Origin of the sequence: Colwellia sp. MB3u-8 (genome assembly GCF_014076985.1) — a bacterium.
Lineage (GTDB): Bacteria > Pseudomonadota > Gammaproteobacteria > Enterobacterales > Alteromonadaceae > Cognaticolwellia.
This window is the reverse complement of record NZ_JACGVA010000068.1, coordinates 250,676-269,201: the sequence shown is the minus strand read 5'-3', so window position 1 is coordinate 269,201 and position 18,526 is coordinate 250,676. Positions and strand designations below refer to the sequence as shown.

Genomic DNA, 18,526 nt, shown 5'->3' with positions numbered 1-18,526 from the left:
TTGAATAGGGAAAATAAAACGTAAATGCGTCCTACTCTGCAACTCCGTATCGGACAACAGTTAACGATGACCCCGCAATTGCAGCAGGCGATCAAACTGTTGCAATTATCGACTTTGGATCTTCAACTAGAGATTCAAGAAGCACTTGAAAGTAACCCTTTGCTTGAAGTTGACGAAACGCACGATAACAATTCAGAAAATACCCCTGACCATTTAGAAGCAGGATATTCGGTAACTGTAGGCGAAAACTCAGCAGCAGCATCCTCTGATGGCAGCGAAGACTCCACTCCCTCGATAGACGAAATTAGCTCCTCTGAAGGTTTAGCAAAAACAGACATCCCCGAAGAACTAAATAGCGATAGCACATGGGATGATAACTTCAGTGCCGGTGTCAGTAGTGGCGGTGTTGGCCATGCCTCAGAAGATTATACTTATCAAGGTGAAACGAAAGACTCATTACAAGACCATCTAATTTGGCAGATGGAACTAACGCCCTTTAGTGACACTGACAGAACCATTGCCATTGCCATTATTGAAGCCATAGATGAAGCAGGTTATTTAACGGTTTCAGCCGAAGAGATCTTAGAGAGTGTCGGTATTGATGGTGTAGAACTTGATGAGATTGAAGTGGTGTTAAAGCGTATTAACGTATTTGACCCCGTTGGTGTAGCCGCCCGCTCAATTCCCGAGTGCTTGCGTATTCAGCTTAATCAATTTGCTAAAGATACCCCTTGGTTAGCAGAAAGCAAAATCGCCGTCAGCGAGTATATTGATTTGCTCGGTAATCGCGATTATCGTCAATTGATGCGTAAATTACGCTTGAAAGAAGAGCAATTACGCGAAGTTATTCGCCTAATACAAAGCTTAGATCCCCGTCCAGGTGATAGCGTCATCAAAAGTGAAGAACAATATGTTATCCCAGACGTGTCTGTTGAAAAGAAAAACGGCCGCTGGACAGTAGAGCTCAATCCTGACACTGCCCCTAAACTATCGGTTAATCAGCAATACGCGGCTATGTCTCGTTCAATGAAGTCATCTACTGATAATCAATTTATTCGCTCTAACTTGCAAGAAGCAAAATGGTTTATTAAAAGCTTAGAAAGCCGTAACGAAACGCTTTTAAAGGTTTCAAATTGCATTGTGCAACGTCAACAAGGATTTTTTGAACACGGACCTGAGTCGATGCGCCCTATGGTATTGAACGATATTGCCGAAGCCGTAGATATGCATGAATCAACTATTTCTCGTGTAACCACGCAAAAATATATGCACACGCCTAGAGGAATTTTTGAACTTAAGTACTTTTTTTCGAGCCACGTAAGTACTGAAAACGGCGGCGAATGTTCATCAACGGCTATTCGAGAATTAATTAAAAAGCTAGTGGCTGCCGAAGTGCCTGCAAAGCCACTCAGCGACAGTAAAATGGCAGATATTTTAGCAGAGCAAGGTATACAAGTGGCAAGGCGTACCATTGCCAAATATCGAGAGTCACTTGCTATACCGCCATCAAATCAACGTAAAAGCCTATTGTAGGCAGTTTTATTCAGCCAATAAAGAGGATTGAAGTATATGCAAATTAATCTTACTGGACACCATGTCGATGTTACTGATTCATTACGTGATTATGTCAATGGCAAGTTTGAAAAACTAGAGCGTCATTTTGATCATATCAATAATGTACATGTAGTATTAACGGTAGAAAAACAGAATCAGATTGCTGAATCAACAGTGCACTTAAGTGGCACTGAAGTTCATGCTAAGGCACAACATAGTGACATGTATGCATCGATTGATGCATTAATTGACAAGCTAGATCGCCAAATATTGAAATATAAAGGCAAAATCAACAAACATTAGCGCCATTTCGCTACAGGTCTTAGAAGTTTATGAAGTTGCAAGACATCTTAACCCCGGACTGCACTATTTGTGCAGCACCGGGTGCCAGTAAAAAACGTATATTAGAATATTTAAGTCGCTTGGCCGCCGATAAACTCGACAGCCATGATACTTTTCAGCTCTTAGAAAGCTTAGTTAAGCGCGAAAGAATGGGCTCAACCGGCATAGGTAATGGCATTGCTATACCTCATGGCCGTCTAGAAAATGCTACGCCTACTAAACCTATTGCCGTGGTTATTACCACAGAACAAGCGATTAATTTTGACGCTATTGATCATCGTCCCGTTGATATTTTTATTGCCTTATTCGTTCCTGAAGAAGAATGCCAGAGCCACTTGAGTACGCTGCAAAGTATCGCAAAAATCTTTCGTGACAAGCAATTTTGCAAGCAAGTGCGTAAATGCAAAAGTAATCAAGAACTGTTTCAGTTAATACAACAAGCGAGTTAAACACGGATGAAATTAATTATTGTAAGTGGCCGTTCAGGATCAGGGAAAAGTGTTGCACTGCGTGTTTTAGAGGATTTAGGTTATTATTGTGTTGATAATATCCCTGTCAACTTGTTACCCGCACTGACCCATACGGTTATTAATGATTATGAAAATGTTGCCGTAAGTCTCGATGTTCGTAACCTGCCTGCCGATCCTAACGACGTACCCGAAATTATTGAATACCTGCCCAATGCAGTAGAATTGAGCATACTGTATTTAGATGCTGATGATAGTGACCTTATTCGCCGGTTCAGTGAAACCCGACGTTTACATCCGCTGATCAAGCAAAATATTGCGCTAGACCAAGCGATTGCCTTGGAGAAAAAATTACTTGAGCCCATCGCTAGTCGGGCAGACTTATACATCAATACCAGTCAACTAACGCCGCACCAACTCGCTGACTTAGTGAGAGAACGAATTCTGGGTAAAACGTCTGGCTCAATGGTGGTTGTGTTTGAATCATTTGGTTTTAAACATGGTGTACCACAAGATGCAGATTATGTTTTTGATGCACGCTTTTTACCTAACCCATTTTGGGATAAAGAGCTAAAAGGCTACACAGGTTTAGACAAACCGGTACAAGACTTTCTGGCTAGCCAGCCTATTGTGACTAAATTTGTTTGGCAAATTAACAGTTTTATGATGACCTGGTTACCCCACTTAGAACGTAATAATCGCAGTTATATCACCATTGCCATTGGTTGTACGGGTGGCAAGCATCGTTCGGTCTATATTGCCGAATTACTGGCAAATAATATGCGTAAAGAGCGTAAAGATGTACAATCTCGCCACCGTGACTTAACCGTTGAAGGCACGTAAGCTAAGATGAGCAAACATACGAGCCGCAATGTACTTATCATCAATAAACTTGGGCTACATGCCCGAGCGGCTTCAAAGCTTGCCCAATTAAGCCAAAAATTTACCGCTAAAGTCATTATTGAATTAGACGAAAACCGAGCAGACGCGAATAGTATTATGGGGCTAATGCTGCTGGCAGGCGCCCAAGGTAAAACCGTCAAGGTTATTGCCTCTGGCCAAGATGCTGAACAAGCCCTAGCAGAAATTTGCCAACTCTTTAGTAACAAATTTAATGAAGCCGAATAGTAACTGAGCGCTTTATCCTGGTTAAGTACGTGCTTAAGTCAATAAAAAAGCTGCTAAAACGGCTAGATTACGGTAAACTCTACGCGGATAATTATTAACGAACCCTAGTGACTAAAATAATATACTAGCCAATTTAGCGCTAGATTAAAGCCTTTAGAATAAGCGAAATAACTCAAGCATACCCGTTTTCAACTTTGTCTCCTGAGTCGCACTACCGTTCAAATCTATCGGTGCTTATGTTTATTTGCTATAACCAAACCTTAATAGTTATCTCTCATAATAGGATCTGTTTAACTTTCTGGGTTAACATTGAACTCGCTTCAGTGGCTTTAGATAAACCCTAAGATAATAGTGTTAGTTTGAAATGGCTATAACGTGTTTACGCTTCTATGTAGCCAGCGACACATCATGTGTTTGCTGAGCCTACCTACTAAACAACTGCACTAAAGTCAGTTCAACAACCCCTGATAATTTTCAGTTTTCGTTTTACAACGGCAAAAGGTGAATATATGCCGGAAGGTTCTAAACAAGAATACAATCATCAACGCCTTCAGCAGGTTAACGATGCCCTCGATAGTGGTATGTTTGTCCATGTCCGCAAGCTATTGCAAGACATGCCCGCTTACGATCTCGCTTTATTATTAGAGTCATCGCCAACCAAAAGCCGTGTCGCACTTTGGCAGCTTATTGATGCCGATCATCACGGTGATGTGCTCGAAGAGTTAAACGAAGAAGTTCGAAAAGGCATTCTGAAAAACATTCATCCAGAAAAACTAGCTGCCGTTGCAGAGGGAATGGATGTTGATGATTTAGCTGAAGTGTTCAGAACACTGCCTGACACAGTTTATCAGGAAGTGCTTAACGCGATGGACTGGCAAGATCGCCATCGTGTTGAAGCTGCTCTTTCATTTGAGGAAGACACGGCCGGCGGTATCATGAATACCGATACCATCTCTATTCGTCCTGATGTTACGGTAGATGTGGTGCTACGTTATTTACGACTACGCGGTGAATTACCTGAAGCAACCGACTCTTTTTATGTGGTTGACAGAGCCGATCATTTCCTCGGTTCAGTATCTTTATCTGCCATTGTTACGGCCAAAGCAGAAACCATTATCTCAGACCTCATCAATAAAGATATTCAAGCCATTACCGCCGATATGAATGAAAAAGATGTCGCGCAGCTATTTGAGCGCTACGATTGGTTTTCTGCCCCTGTTGTCGATCACGAAGCGCGACTACTGGGTCGTATTACCATCGATGATGTTATTGATATTATTCGTGAGGAAGCCGAGCATTCTATGATGAGTATGGCGGGTCTAGATGACGAGGCTGACACCTTTGCTCCGGTCTTAAAAAGTACCCAACGCCGTTCTATTTGGTTAGGCGTGAACTTAATCACCGCTCTCATGGCTGTCGCAGTGTCGAGTATGTTTGAAGGCATTTTAAATCAACTGGCTATTTTGGCGGTGTTAAACTCTTTGGTGCCTAGCATGGGCGGCGTCGCAGGCAACCAAACCTTAACCTTAGTTATCCGCGCTATGGCCTTAGGCCATGTCGGTGAAAGTAACTCGCGAATTTTGCTCTATAAAGAATTGGCCATTGGATTTTTTAATGGTCTAATTTGGGCCGTGTTAATCGCTTCGGTTGTGGCAATTTGGCAGCAAAACTTAATGCTGGGCGCCATCATTGCCTTTGCCATGTTAATGAATATGACGGCGGCTGGCATTGCTGGTGTTACCGTGCCATTAATGTTGAAAAAAATGAATATAGATCCCGCATTAGCCGGTAGTGTCATTTTGACAACAGTTACCGATGTCGTGGGTATATTTGCATTTTTAGGCACAGCGACCTTGCTGCTAGGACAATAAACCATAGCGATAAGCTTTCAGTTTAAAGCTGTCAGTAAACAACTGAAACTAGTTACTGTTCACTTGTTTTTTCTGACAGCTGACAGCTGACAGCTTTGAACTTCAAACTTCTATTATTTTTAGCTGCCCGCTACTTGCATCTGGTTAACAATAATAGAACCGGTGCGAATACTGCCTCGCATATCGGTATCCTTACCAATAGCGACAATACCAGCAAAAATATCCTGTAATTTACCCGCAATGGTAATTTCATCCACTGGATAAGCTATTTCACCATTTTCCACCCAAAAACCTGCTGCACCGCGAGAATAGTCACCCGTTACTACATTCACACCTTGCCCCATCAACTCGGTTACTAACAAACCCGTGCCTAAAGTTTTTAACATCGCATCAAAATCACCGCCTTGGCCTGCGCCTTTCATGCCGAGTTGCCAATTATGAATACCACCGGCATGACCGGTTGATTTCATGCCTAACTTACGCGCTGAATAGCTAGTTAACAGGTAAGTGGCTAAACGGCCATCCGTAATAATTTCACGATCTAGGGTAGCGACACCTTCGGCATCAAAAGCACTACTTGCCAAGGCCTTTTTCAAATGAGGGCGTTCACTGATGCTTAAAAATTCAGGAAAAACTTGTTGGCCAATGGCGTCCATCAAAAAAGAAGACTGTCGATACAAATTACCACCACTAATCGCGGCAATAAAATGGCCAAATAAGCTATTGGCCACATCAGCTCGAAACATCACAGGTACTTTAGCGGTCGCTAACTTACGAGCACCTAAGCGTGATAATGTTTCTTTAGCCGCTTGTTGCCCTATGTGGGCTGCACTTTCCATAGCATCAAACTCACGACTCACGGTATAAGCATAGTCGCGCTGCATGTCATCACCTTCTTTGGCAATCATCACACAACTTAAATTATGGCGCGTACTCGGATAGCCCACTAGCTGACCCTGACTATTGCCGTAAACTTTAAAACCTTCAAAGCTCTCTAATGTGGCGCCGTCTGAATTAGTAATACGTTTATCATAGCCAAGTGCGGTGTCTTCACAGGTTTTTGCTAAACTAATCGCTTGCTCTGTGGTTAACGCTTTAGGGTGATATAAATCTAAGTCTTCAGGCGTCATCGACAATAAATCTTTATCTGCCATACCTGAGCACTCATCAACAGAGGTATATTTAGCAATATTTACCGCGGCTTCTATGGCTTGTTTTAAAGCTTTTTCAGATAAATCAGCCGTAGAAGCACTACCTTTACGACCGTCTTTGTAAACGGTTATGCCAAGCCCACCATCACTGGTAAATTCAACATTTTCGACCTCGCCTAAACGGGTACTCACGCTAAGACCTTGTTGGCGACTCATCGCTACTTCAGCACCATCGGCTCCGAGTGATTTGGCCATTGTCATGGCGTCATTAACACGTTTTTTCACATGTTCTATTTGCATTTGAATACTATCTGAATCGCTCATAGGTAAATTATTTCTCACTTTTTATCGATACATGCAACAGGAATGTTTTTGCTGATACTGCTTTGTTGTATACTAAAGGTAATTATCACTTTATTGCTTAACATTATGCCCCACTCTGCCAACGATATCGATGAATTAGAAGAAGAATTACTGAGTAAATCAGAAATAAAACGAGAAATGCATCGACTGCAAGACTTTGGCCTGATCATAGTCAAAATGTCGAAGCATCAACGCAGCAAGCTACCGCTAACTGATGAACTGAAAGCCGCTATGGTGCTAGCAGATAAAATCACCAATAAGCATGAAGCTATGCGTCGTCATGTCCGTCATGTCGCGAAAATACTGTCTGAAATGGATCTTGAGCCGATTAAACAGGCGATGGATGTTATGGCCAATAAACATCAACAAGAGTCGGTCAAATTTGAAAAGCTCGAAAAATTGCGTGACGACCTGATAGCAAACGGTAATGACACCATTGAAGCCTTGTTAGCCGAATGCGACAGCATGGAAAGGCAAAAGCTGAGACAATTAGTCCGTCAGGCGAAAAAAGAGCACAGTGCTGAAAAAATTGGCAAACATTACCGTGACTTGTTTACTTACTTAAAAGAACACGTAGTTTTTAAGTAGCTAAAGCTATAAGTACCTAACGCTTAAATAGCTAGAGTTTAAATCGCTATTAAAAAAAATAGCCCTGATAACGGCACAAAAAAAGCGCCTTGATTTAAAGCTAAATCAAGGCGCTTTTTCAAACGCACGATTATAAAATACTAAACTTACTAAATACTTTATAAAGTTCAGTACCTTGATTGACACTCGCCGAAGCAAAATGCAAAATCGGTATGACACTATGATCTAAGGTTATATAGTGTAGTGGGTCACCATCACCATAATTATCCATACGTAGAATACGCGCTAATGGCTCTCCTGCCGCTAAAGGCTGACCAAATTGAGCCAAGTAATCCACCATGCCCCCCATGGGTGAATATAGTGCCTTGTAATCGGCTAACATACAGCTATAACGCGTCATAGTTTTCGGTTGGTAATCTTGGCTATTGATCACACCTTGATACTGCAGATAACTTAAAATACCTAACGCATCTTCACGGGCAACCTCTAAATCAATCTGCTCTTGTGAGCCCAACTCAACGGTAAAACTCTCTTTGATAATAACATCTTGCCCTTGATTAGCCTGAGTTTTAGTTATAAGAAAGTCACGGCCAAGGGCAGCAAAGGTCTGCTGTAACTGCCACCAAGGACAGAAAGTGGCTTCATCTAATGCGCCACCAAAGTCGTTAGGAATCAATAAAGTATGGGGAATATCAAAGTACTTTGCACTGGCTATGGCATATTCAGGACAATATAAGTGCTTACTCGAAATCGGCCCAGTGTGTAGATCTAAAACAATATCAGCTTGATGTGCTAGCCGTTGCAGTTGAAAGGCAATACGTTGCCCTGTCGTCAGGCCGTAAATATTATGATTTAACTTTTCGGTTATTTGCTGCAGCATTAACGCTTTAAACGCGCGCTCAATTTCAGCATTAGTAGCGGTTAAATGCGCGCGTGCAAACGGCGCAATAATATCAGCATCAAAATGAAACATCCGGTTCCAATTAACGCCAGTAATGGGATCAAATCGTCCTAAGGTATATTCCCCGTTTTTATGATTACAAGCGACAGGGTTGGCATAAGGCACGAGCGTAATGCTGCCATTTAATTCAAGGGTTTTTAATTGCTCTAGTAACTGAAAAATAACCGCATTGCCCTGCACTTCTGCGCCATGCATATTAGCCTGTATATAAACATCAGGCCCCTGCTGTTTACCCTTAATACGATAAACCGGCACGGTAAGCGCAGCACCACTGGCCATTTCACCCACATGCATCACTTCTTTACTGATTAAATTCATAAATAATCTCTTACCAATCAAACGACTTTATTGACTAGGTTAACGTAAATACCAAGCTGCAGGCTGTGCTGCACGTACTTGCTCAATTTTGCCTTGCTGTAAAACATATTCAGCGGCAATTTGATGACAAAGAAAAAACGGCATACTTTCAGTAAACCCATATGCGCCGGCTAAACCAAAAATTAATTGGTCATCCACATCAACATCACTGGCTATTGCCAAGGTACCCAATTTATCTAAACTGGTACAAAGCGGGCCATGTAGATCAAAATAACAAGGGCTTGCTGCTGACTCTCTAAGCATAGTGACAGGAAAGGGCTGCTCTGTAATTGCCGGCCGAATTAAATGATTAATGCCGCCGGCAAGTACTAATTGTTGCTGCTGAAAGTTTTGTTTACGGTCAACAACCGAAGTCACGTAATAACCCATGTCAGCAACGGCAAAACGACCTAGCTCTAGCCAGAGTTCGCTAACACCTGCCTGCGCTTTTATTTTTGCTAAGTCGGCAACAATTTGTTTCCAGCTTAGGCCTTGCCCTGTTTGCAGGTAATCGACACCTAGGCCACCGCCTAAATCTAAGACTTCTAACCTCATACCCAATTGTTCTGCTAGCGATAACAATGGCGTGACCATTTGTGACCAAAGCTCAAACATCCGATCATTGCTGAGCATATTTCCCCATTGGAAAATATGCAAGCCATTAATATTTAACGCCGAAAAGTGACTAACTTTTATAGTTTGCCACTCTTGGCAAGATAAACCAAAAGGCGTCACTTCATTACCTCCTAAAGGATTTTTCTCACCTTCTTGCCACTGTAATTGTACTCTTAATAATACTTGTGGTTGGCAAGCCAATTCCATTGCTGCTTCATTAAGCCATTGCAACTGGTTCAAACTCTCCACGACAAAAGTGCGCACACCTTGGCTTAAAAAGGCTTTCATTTGTCGCTTTGATTTGGCCGGACCGGTATTGAGAATGCGCTCGGCTTGAACATTTTGTGCTAATACTTGCGTTAATTCGCCTTGACTCGCCACATCAAAATTAAAACCTTGCTGCGCTAAGGTGCTTATTACACGGGACAAGGGATTAGCCTTAACAGCAAACCAGAGTTTAATCACCTTTTGTTGCATTAACACCGACAAGTGTTGCTCAAGGTAGTCTAAATCGTAAAGAAAAAAACCGTCTTCATCTTGCTCAGCTTCCACACTGTTTTTAAGTGCTTCACTGTGCTGTGCTAGCGGTGCAAGTACCGCAGGTCTAAGCCAGTTTGGCCTAGTTGTCGAATTCAACATGGCAGTCATTTTTTGATCCTAACGCAGTACAGATTCAAGTTCTAAAGCGGCATTACTTTTTTCATCTCGATATTTAACAATTAATGCGCAAGCCATGTTAAGTCCTTGCTGCTGAGCCCAATCACCCGCAACCGGTCGTGTACCTGGCACCACAACCGCATTTTCAGGAATGTCAGCACCTTTTTCCAATATCACATTATTGACACAGTCATAAACAGCTACCGAGGCCGACAAGGATACGCCTGGGGCTAAAACCGCCCCTTTTTTCACGACAATGCCTTCGACAATGATCACGCCAGCACTTAAAAAGGCGTTATCTTCAATAATCACCGGACTAGCACCAATCGGCTCAAGCACACCACCAATTTGTACCGCGGCAGAAACGTGAACATTTTTGCCTATTTGTGCGCATGAGCCAATCAAAGCATGGCTGTCAATCATAGTCCCGCTATCAACAAAAGCGCCAACATTAATATAGGCCGGTGGCATAATAATTACACCTGGCGCCACATAGGCACCACAACGAACCGATGAACCACCCGGCACCATTCTGACCTTATCAGCAACGGTGAACTCGCGTGCAGGTAAGTTATGCTTATCTACAAAGCCACGATAAACACCATCGAACTCAGTGTTTTCTCCGGCTTTAAATGCCGCTAAAATGGCTTGTTTAACCGCGGTATTGACTTGCCAAGTGCCATCGCTATTTTGTTCTGCTGCACGAACTTTACCGGTTTCTAAGTCTGTTAATGTTTGTTGCCAAGTCATGATTTTATTGCTCGTAAGTTAATTAAATCTAAAGGGTGAGGGGTTTGTGCACTTAAAATGTTATCAGTAGTGTGATGCTGAGCTAGAGGCTTGCTGCTGATACTCGCTAACCATTGCTGAATTTGTTGATGAATGTCGAGTAAACCGTGTTGCGCTGAAAGTTCTGCTTGGCATAAGGGTAGACGAAGTTTTGCAGAGCCAATAGTATTCAGCTCAGCCATTAACACTTTTACCGGTATCGGACTAGACACTTGAAATAATGCCGATATCGCTTTATGCCAAAGCGGAAAAAGTCCTTCATGTTGATGAGCTAAGGCCATAGCAACATATTGCCGAGTGGCTTCTGGCCAAACGTTAGCGCAAACCGACACCAAACCTTTAACATTGGCACTAGCAAGGTATGGCATCATGGCGTCTTCACCACTATACAAGTCAAGGTTAGGGCAATGCTCTCTATAGGCCAGCAGTTTATTAAGATCGCCACTGGCTTCTTTCAGTGCCCAACAGTTTTTATGGTTTTGTAATTGTTGTAAGGCCGAAAAGGAAATTTCAACACTGCTGCGTGAGGGCACATTATAAAGCATACAAGGGACGTTTGCGGCATCGAGTAAACTTTTAAACCAAGCGGTTTGCCCTACGGGCCCTGGTCTGGCATAAATAGGGCTAGTAAGTAAATAAGCCTTTATCGGCAATTTATTACATTTAGCTATCCAGGCCAGTTGCTCGTTAAGATTATAGCCGCCAACAGCAACCATTATCGGCACTTGTAAAGTCATCGCACAAACGTATTGCACTATACTTAAATGTTCTTGCTCGGTTAACGCTAAGCCCTCGCCCGTGCTGCCCAGTAATAGAATGCCATTGTGGGCCGCATTTTGTTGTAACACTAGCTTACGTAAACTAACATAGTCGATGCCGTCATCATCAAATAATGGCGTGATCAGTGCGGTCCAAACCAAAGGTCGGTCTGTTATCAGGTGATTTTCTATCGGTTTTTTTTGATTCATTTCTCTCGAACTCTTGTCGTTCGGAGAACTTTTAGGCGCTTGTACAGACAAAATTTCTAGGATGAAATTTGGCATTTACAAAGGCCAGAAGCTCTCCACCTAGTTAGGTGACAGTTGCAAGGATTCAACCTAGTAGCCATCGAACGTATTCAATGGCTATAAAACTTAATGGTTATATATTAACAACTAAGCCTTAACAACCGGCAATTGCCTTATCAAAAAAACAATTACCTCGGCGTTAAACCCCCTCATTATTGCTCACTAGAGTTTGATCTCTTCACAATAACTACCTGGTTAACGCTCCTCTTCTGGCCCTTTATTGCCGGTGATTAATCTTTTACGATTAATCACACTGGAATAAGGGACAACAATATTAAAACATTTAAATATAAGCACAGTCAATAGACGGCTAGACGCATACCAGCATTTAAATTTAATAGTTTGATTTTACTGATTTTATTTATTTTTCTAATCAGTGAATACGATCTTGTCCCCAATAACTAGAGTGCCCATAACGAAAACAAGCTACGCCCCATAAGTTGAACTGGATCAAAATAGCTTACTCCCTGTAGACTAAAGATGGCGAGATAATTAAATTCGCGTAGACTACGCAGCAAGATGACGCAGTACTATGACATATTCACTACGGCTGTATTAATGCATACTCGCTAAGTGCGCCCTGTCATTATGATAAGTTTTTTTTAAAGTAACACCGGTATTTTTACATAACTCGACCCATAAATATCGCCAAACAATAGCCCCCATAAATAATAGTTAGCTTAATTACAGGTATCTTCATGGCAATAAGTAACATTAACCAATTATTAAACCGCAACATAGAGGCACTAGCCGCAACCAGACCTCTTTTGGTTAATATCGCAGACGACGGTTTTATTAGCCATTACTTAAGTCAGCATAGCGCTGCTCAGATTGATAGTTACCACACTAATTATGCTGAATATAAAACTTGTCAGCAATTGAAAAATACCCGAGTACACGCACATTTTTGCGTCGAGTATAGCGCCAAAACTAAACATGATATGGCGATCATTCATTTTCCAAAAAGTAAGGCCGAATTTAGTTTTACCTTAGCTATGCTCGCTGAGTCAATGACAGATGATGCAGCCATAGTCATTGTTGGGGAAAATAAAGCGGGGGTAAAGTCAGCCGAAAAACTCGGTATTGATTACCTAGAATATTGCCAAAATGTTGACGCTGCAAGACATTGCTTAATGTACATTGGCAAATTAAAACCCTCACTGCCTCGCTTTGATCTACAAAAATTTTATAAATACTACCCAATACAGGTACAAGATAAAGTACTAAAAATTGCCGCTTTGCCAGGCGTATTTAGCCAAAATTCACTAGATATGGGTACAGAAGTTTTATTAGCACACTTACCTGATGTTATTTCAGGTAAAGTGTTAGATTTTGGTTGTGGTGCCGGGGTTATTGCCGCTTATATCGGCACAGCTCACCCAAAAACAACATTAACCTTGGTCGATGTGAGTGCTTTAGCTTTGCACTCAGCGCAAGAAACCCTGTCTTTAAACCAGTTAACCGGCCAATATATTGCCTCAGATAGCTTATCTAATGTTCAAGAACGCTATGATTTTGTCATTTCCAACCCACCATTTCATCAGGGCGTAAAAACGCATTATGGCGCTACCGAACAATTTTTAGCCAAGATAAAGCAAAATTTAGCGAGCAAAGCCTGCATTACCATTGTCGCTAATAGTTTTTTGAAATACTTACCCATTATGGAAAAAGCGCTTGGTAAAACAAAGACTTTAGTGATTAAAAAAGGTTTTTCAGTTTATCAGTGTTATCTTAATGGGAAGAAATAACGAAGAATGTGTGATTGTTCAAAGCCATAAGGTTTTCTACAAGCACTTTATAGCCACCATTAATTGAGTTGAGTACTGTATGCCAACAATCAAACCTATTTGGTCTCTTCGTCGTATCTGCTTGAGCTCCATCATCAGTGCCATCACATTATTATCACTATTGAGTCTCTCAATCATTAGCCAACAAGTTAACAAGAGTTATCATGACAGTGCCGCCAGTGAAATAAAACACTGGGCCAATATTTTGGCTAATAAAAGTCTACCCTATTTAGTTAACTCAGAACGACTAGCGTTAAAGAATAATTTTTCACTACCTGATCACATTCCTAATTTAAATTACTTACACCTTTATAAGTTCAATAGCGATACTGAAAAACTGAGCTTTTTTTATAGTTACAAACGTAATAATCAGCGGACTAGCATTGCGCAAAAATCGCATGAAGTGAAAAATTTATTAACACCAAGATTCAAAGAAAAACACCTTGAATATATGCAAGCCATTAAAGTTAAAGAAAAAATTGTCGGTTATATTTATCTCCAAAGCAGCAGCGAGTACCTAACACATAATGCTGATAAATTATTAATCATCAGCATTATCATTGTTTTTATAGTATTTATTATCGCCATTTTTATTGCGTTTAAGCTTGAACGCTATATCAGCGCGCCATTCTCTTCTTTGATTAACACAGTACAAGTTGCCGCTCGAAAAAAAAACTTTCAACAAGAGTGCGAAACTATGCCGTATCGTGAAGCTGACATTTTAGCCCTTAATATTAATATGCTATTTGCTCGAATAGATAAACACATCACACAATTAGATGCCCAGGGGCAGCAGAGTATTGAGCATTCACAAGCATTAGAAAATAAAATTAACAAACGTACCGACGCCCTTAAAGAATCTAACCAAGAGTTACTCTCTACATTAGAGAAACTCCATCAATTTCAAAGCCAATTGGTTGAAAGCGAAAAAATGGCCTCTCTGGGAGATATGGTTGCCGGCGTTGCACATGAAGTCAACACGCCGATAGGCTTAGGGGTAACAGCCTCAACACTATTAGCCGATAGATTAGATGAAATTAAACAGGCTTTTGATAATAAAACTCTAAAATCCAGCCAATTAAAAAAGTTTTTACATGACAGTTGCGAAAATGTCGCCATTATCTATCGTAATCTAAATCGCGCCGCTGACTTGATATCCAGCTTTAAAAAAGTCGCCGTGGACCAATCAAGTGAAAACCTACGTACTTTCGACGTTAAGCAGCTTTTGAACGAAGTTTTACTCACCCTCAAACCGCAACTCAATGTTTTACCGTACATTATTGATATTGATTGCCCTGATGATTTAACCATTAATAGTAAACCAGGGCCGATTAATCAAATTCTTATTAATTTGATTATGAACTCCATTATTCACGGTTTTGAAGGTAAAGATAAGGGCCGTATTTCAATCACAGTTATGTCACTGAGCAACCAACTTAACATCCTCTATAAAGATGATGGCATTGGCGTTGCTGAATCAATAAAGCATAAGGTCTTTGAACCGTTTACCACCACAAAACGTGGTGAAGGGGGCAGTGGTTTAGGCTTGCATTTAGTTTATAATTTAGTGACTCAAGCACTGGGTGGCTCAATAGTACTAAGCAGCGAGTTAGCTCATGGCGTTAGCATAGAAATTAACTTTCCTATAAATAAGTAGCCAATTAACTCGCTATTGGTTAAATTTCAATATAGTTTATAGTTAATTTCAATATAGTTTATAGTTAAATGGCTGACAATCTAGGACGTTAAGCGCGCCAAATGAACATTTATTCACTAGCACTTAGCATAGTTTTGCGTCATCATGATCTTAAAAGTGCTAAAAAGCAGTAATTAGTGTGCTATTGATTGTTTTTTAGCACTAGCTTCTATACCATGTGCCGATTATTTATTAGCCATCAAATAGTCTATAATTGTATGGTCAGGAATAAAGACTGATTAGTACAAATAAAAATTAAAATTTGAAAAAATCAAATCTCACAGAACTGGACAATGAACATGCAAAAACCTCATATATTAATCGTAGAAGACGAAGACGTCACACGCTTTAATTTAAGAAATTTATTTGAAGCTGAAGGCTATCAGGTCTCCGAAGCAATAGATGGTGATAGCATGGAACGCGCACTAACCAACCACGTAATAAATTTAATTATTCTGGATATTAATTTACCGGGTAAAAATGGACTCTTACTTGCCCGAGAATTAACCCGCCAGAACGACATAGGCTTAATTTTTCTGACCGGTCGCGACAGTGACATTGACAAAATTCTTGGGCTAGAAATTGGCGCTGACGATTATCTAACTAAACCCTTTAATCCACGTGAACTTACTATTCGTGCGCGCAATATACTCAGCCGTATGTTGCCTAGCACTGCAGAAAAAAACGATGCACTTATTAGCTTTAATCAGTGGTCTCTTGATGGTAATGCACGAAAAATGACCACACCAGATGATCGAGAAATATCAATTCCTCGTGGTGAATACCGCGCGCTACGTTTACTTATCGCTAATGCGGGGCAAATTGTTACCCGCCAACAATTGATAAAAGAAATGACCGGTCGAGACTTACGCACTAATGACCGAACAGTTGATGTTACCATTCGTCGCTTACGTAAACATTTTGAGTCAGTTGAAAGTTCACCAGAGTTGATCAACACTATTCATGGTGAAGGCTATCGATTTATTGGCCAACTAGATTAATAGTGCTATTAGCAGGGTAAAAGGATTAACCTGCTAATACAGGACTTGTCAGGCTATTGCTCACTAAACCACTGTTGAAAAGCAGTAATGGCTTGTTGGTTTAACAAACTCAGTGCTTGCAAGTGCTGAGCCTTTGTTTCACTATCTTCAGCTGATTTTTCTATCAAGATAAGTTTCTGGTGCACTTGACTTAACCCTGCGCTGGCTGCTGCCCCTTTCATTTTATGACATTGCTCCTGCCATGCCTTTTGATCAGCCGTAACAACGGCTTTATTAATAGCCGTTAAATACAATGCAGACTGCTGAATATATAAATCCAACATTTGTTCAATCACAGCTAGATCTAATGCTTCTAAATAGCCATTAATCAAGATTAAATCTATGTGCCGAGTTGTTACCATGAAGTCTCCTTAGTGACGCCAGATTTTCACTACGTCGAATTAAAGTTTTAATGTTATTTATATGATAGCAAACAAAATTTCAACCTCAAGTTATTACTTATACATCCCTTGTTTATCACAGATGTAAAATACAACTACCATATACGAGAACAATATCAGCATAGCTATGACAAACATTGCTTTTAAGGGGTATTTCGTTCAAAATAGCCGCCTTTTTCCGGACCAATGCATTATATTCCACTTTGTTAACTACTTGTTGTTAACTACTTGTGGAAACTGTCATTATTTTTACGACAGTGATGCTAATTATAATTTTACTAGCTACTGAAGTTACCATAGATAACCCTTTACCTAGTGCACAGCGAACAGCGGAGTCAAAATGCCAACATTAATGCCTGATATAGCAAATCACACCACAGCACAAACTGAGGGGACTTTGGATTGGGTCGGCATGAGTAATATAGAAATGCCTATCATGGTTGCCTCAAAAGGCCAATCAGAACGTATGGTTTCAGCCTACATAGACGCGTTTGTTAACCTCAAAGAGCCAAAAGCGAAAGGCATACATATGTCGCGCTTATATCTGCTCCTTGATGAATTATCAAACTCAAATGTTTTAAACCATCAAAGTTTAGTGACTTTATTAGACGGCTTTATCAGTAGCCACCAAGACCTAAGCGATAATGCCCAAGTTAAGTTTAGCTTTGACTATCATCTGCGCCGCAAATCACTGATTAGTGGTAAACAAGGCTGGAAAGCTTATCCCGTTACTATTACTGGGCGATTAAATAAAGGTAAGTTGGATATCGAGCTTTCTCTTGACGTGCGTTACTCTTCAACTTGCCCTTGTTCTGCAGCCTTGGCTCGCCAGCTTATTCAGCAAGCCTTTAAAGAAAAATTTATCGGTCAAGCTGATGTAGACTTAACCGACGTACATCAATGGCTTGGTACTACCGAAGGTATTATGGCCACACCACATAGTCAACGCTCGGTTGCTGAAATTAAAGTTAAACTTAATCACTCAACCACTGAATTTCCCATTACAGATCTTGTCGACTTAATTGAAAATTCACTCAAAACACCGGTTCAAGCGGCAGTAAAGCGTGAAGACGAACAAGAATTTGCCCGTTTAAATGGTCAGAACTTAATGTTTTGTGAAGATGCGGCTCGTCGTTTACAACACACCATGAATGCCTCTGAGCAATTTGATGATTTTTGGCTGCGTATTAATCATTTAGAATCGTTACATGCCCATGACGCCGTGAGTGTGACGACTAAAGGTATTGTCGATGGCTATAAAGCTTAGCTTAAAGCTTCACCCAACAAGTTAAGCTTAAAATCAATCATCCCTAGTTATTTTAAAATGGCTAGGGATTTTTGTTTCTACCGCTATAAAACCAACAAGCGTTTTCTAATTACACTCTAGAAATGACTACTGTAGCCGAATTGAAATATCAGTATAAATAACGCTCTAGTGGGTTGTTTTAACCAGTAGAAATGCTCAGAAAATTACCAAGATGGGTATTAGAACGCTATTTATTTTCAATGCCCAAGTACTGATCAATCCCGCCGACTAACCCGTGTTTCTAATACACGGCTGCAACAACCAAAGTTAAAATATTCAGCGCTAATTAGCACGCTGAATATATAGTGCATATAAAATACGATAAAGATGAACGCCTTAAAAAATTAAAATGTAATAAAATTACAAAAAATAAAGTGATAATAATT

At 40.7% G+C, this 18,526-nt stretch carries 17 protein-coding genes and 1 riboswitch; of the genes, 11 read left to right on the top strand and 6 right to left on the bottom strand.

Annotated features, from left to right (window positions below; translation table 11 throughout):
• The first annotated feature begins 24 nt into the window (after positions 1-24).
• The 6 genes from H4J54_RS13630 to mgtE all read left to right on the top strand — a co-directional run bounded on the left by H4J54_RS13630 (position 25) and on the right by mgtE (position 5,362).
• Positions 25-1,533: an RNA polymerase factor sigma-54 gene (locus H4J54_RS13630; RefSeq protein ID WP_182191489.1), complete on the top strand. Its 1,509-nt coding sequence runs from the start codon at positions 25-27 to the stop codon at positions 1,531-1,533.
• A gap of 36 nt (positions 1,534-1,569) precedes the next feature.
• On the top strand, positions 1,570-1,857 hold the full coding sequence (gene hpf / locus H4J54_RS13625) for a ribosome hibernation promoting factor (RefSeq protein WP_146879615.1): 288 nt from the start codon (positions 1,570-1,572) through the stop codon (positions 1,855-1,857).
• A 29-nt stretch (positions 1,858-1,886) separates the two neighbouring features.
• The gene (gene ptsN / locus H4J54_RS13620) at positions 1,887-2,345 is read left to right on the top strand and encodes a PTS IIA-like nitrogen regulatory protein PtsN (protein ID WP_182191487.1); all 459 of its coding nucleotides are present in this window, start codon (positions 1,887-1,889) and stop codon (positions 2,343-2,345) included.
• Positions 2,346-2,351: 6 nt separating this feature from the next.
• Positions 2,352-3,206, top strand: coding sequence for an RNase adapter RapZ (gene rapZ, locus H4J54_RS13615; RefSeq protein ID WP_182191486.1), 855 nt, complete (start codon positions 2,352-2,354; stop codon positions 3,204-3,206).
• A gap of 6 nt (positions 3,207-3,212) precedes the next feature.
• On the top strand, positions 3,213-3,491 hold the full coding sequence (locus tag H4J54_RS13610) for an HPr family phosphocarrier protein (protein ID WP_182191484.1): 279 nt from the start codon (positions 3,213-3,215) through the stop codon (positions 3,489-3,491).
• Between the two features lie 509 nt (positions 3,492-4,000).
• Entirely contained in the window at positions 4,001-5,362 is a 1,362-nt protein-coding gene (gene mgtE / locus H4J54_RS13605) for a magnesium transporter (protein ID WP_182191481.1), read from the top strand.
• A 119-nt stretch (positions 5,363-5,481) separates the two neighbouring features.
• Here mgtE and pmbA read toward each other — a convergent pair whose 3' ends face one another.
• Complete coding sequence (gene pmbA / locus H4J54_RS13600; protein WP_182191479.1) at positions 5,482-6,837, bottom strand: metalloprotease PmbA; 1,356 nt, start codon at positions 6,835-6,837, stop codon at positions 5,482-5,484.
• 93 nt (positions 6,838-6,930) lie between these two features.
• Here pmbA and yjgA point away from each other — a divergent pair, with 93 nt between their 5' ends.
• Positions 6,931-7,464: a ribosome biogenesis factor YjgA gene (gene yjgA, locus H4J54_RS13595; RefSeq protein WP_259367069.1), complete on the top strand. Its 534-nt coding sequence runs from the start codon at positions 6,931-6,933 to the stop codon at positions 7,462-7,464.
• Positions 7,465-7,594: 130 nt separating this feature from the next.
• Here the strand turns inward: yjgA and H4J54_RS13590 are convergent, their stop codons facing one another.
• The 4 genes from H4J54_RS13590 to dapA are packed head-to-tail and all read right to left on the bottom strand — an operon-like array spanning position 7,595 to position 11,811.
• Positions 7,595-8,743 carry a succinylglutamate desuccinylase/aspartoacylase family protein gene (locus H4J54_RS13590; protein WP_182191477.1) on the bottom strand — a complete coding sequence of 383 codons (1,149 nt, stop codon included), beginning with the start codon at positions 8,741-8,743 and terminating at the stop codon, positions 7,595-7,597.
• 39 nt (positions 8,744-8,782) lie between these two features.
• Positions 8,783-10,045, bottom strand: a complete 1,263-nt coding sequence (locus H4J54_RS13585; protein WP_259367068.1) for a PLP-dependent decarboxylase — start codon at positions 10,043-10,045, stop codon at positions 8,783-8,785.
• Between the two features lie 9 nt (positions 10,046-10,054).
• A complete protein-coding gene (locus H4J54_RS13580; protein WP_182191474.1) occupies positions 10,055-10,804 on the bottom strand; it encodes a 2,3,4,5-tetrahydropyridine-2,6-dicarboxylate N-succinyltransferase in 750 nt (249 codons plus the stop codon).
• Positions 10,801-11,811 carry a 4-hydroxy-tetrahydrodipicolinate synthase gene (dapA, locus tag H4J54_RS13575; protein WP_182191472.1) on the bottom strand — a complete coding sequence of 337 codons (1,011 nt, stop codon included), beginning with the start codon at positions 11,809-11,811 and terminating at the stop codon, positions 10,801-10,803. The genes H4J54_RS13580 and dapA overlap by 4 nt, the downstream gene beginning before the upstream one ends.
• 80 nt (positions 11,812-11,891) lie before the next feature.
• Positions 11,892-12,127: riboswitch (Lysine riboswitch) on the bottom strand.
• Between the two features lie 481 nt (positions 12,128-12,608).
• Between dapA and H4J54_RS13570 the strand changes: the two genes are divergently transcribed.
• From H4J54_RS13570 to arcA, 3 genes are all read left to right on the top strand, one after another.
• A complete protein-coding gene (locus tag H4J54_RS13570; protein WP_182191470.1) occupies positions 12,609-13,658 on the top strand; it encodes a methyltransferase in 1,050 nt (349 codons plus the stop codon).
• Between the two features lie 79 nt (positions 13,659-13,737).
• Positions 13,738-15,354, top strand: a complete 1,617-nt coding sequence (locus H4J54_RS13565) for a sensor histidine kinase (RefSeq protein ID WP_182191468.1) — start codon at positions 13,738-13,740, stop codon at positions 15,352-15,354.
• 338 nt (positions 15,355-15,692) lie between these two features.
• The gene (gene arcA / locus H4J54_RS13560) at positions 15,693-16,394 is read left to right on the top strand and encodes a two-component system response regulator ArcA (RefSeq protein WP_182191466.1); all 702 of its coding nucleotides are present in this window, start codon (positions 15,693-15,695) and stop codon (positions 16,392-16,394) included.
• A 53-nt stretch (positions 16,395-16,447) separates the two neighbouring features.
• On the opposite strand, the gene H4J54_RS13555 is transcribed toward arcA, so the two are convergent.
• Entirely contained in the window at positions 16,448-16,795 is a 348-nt protein-coding gene (locus H4J54_RS13555) for an Hpt domain-containing protein (RefSeq protein WP_182191464.1), read from the bottom strand.
• Between the two features lie 379 nt (positions 16,796-17,174).
• On the opposite strand from H4J54_RS13555, the gene folE2 reads away from it, so the two are divergent.
• Complete coding sequence (folE2, locus tag H4J54_RS13550) at positions 17,175-18,101, top strand: GTP cyclohydrolase FolE2 (protein ID WP_182191462.1); 927 nt, start codon at positions 17,175-17,177, stop codon at positions 18,099-18,101.
• Positions 18,102-18,526: the final 425 nt, after the last annotated feature.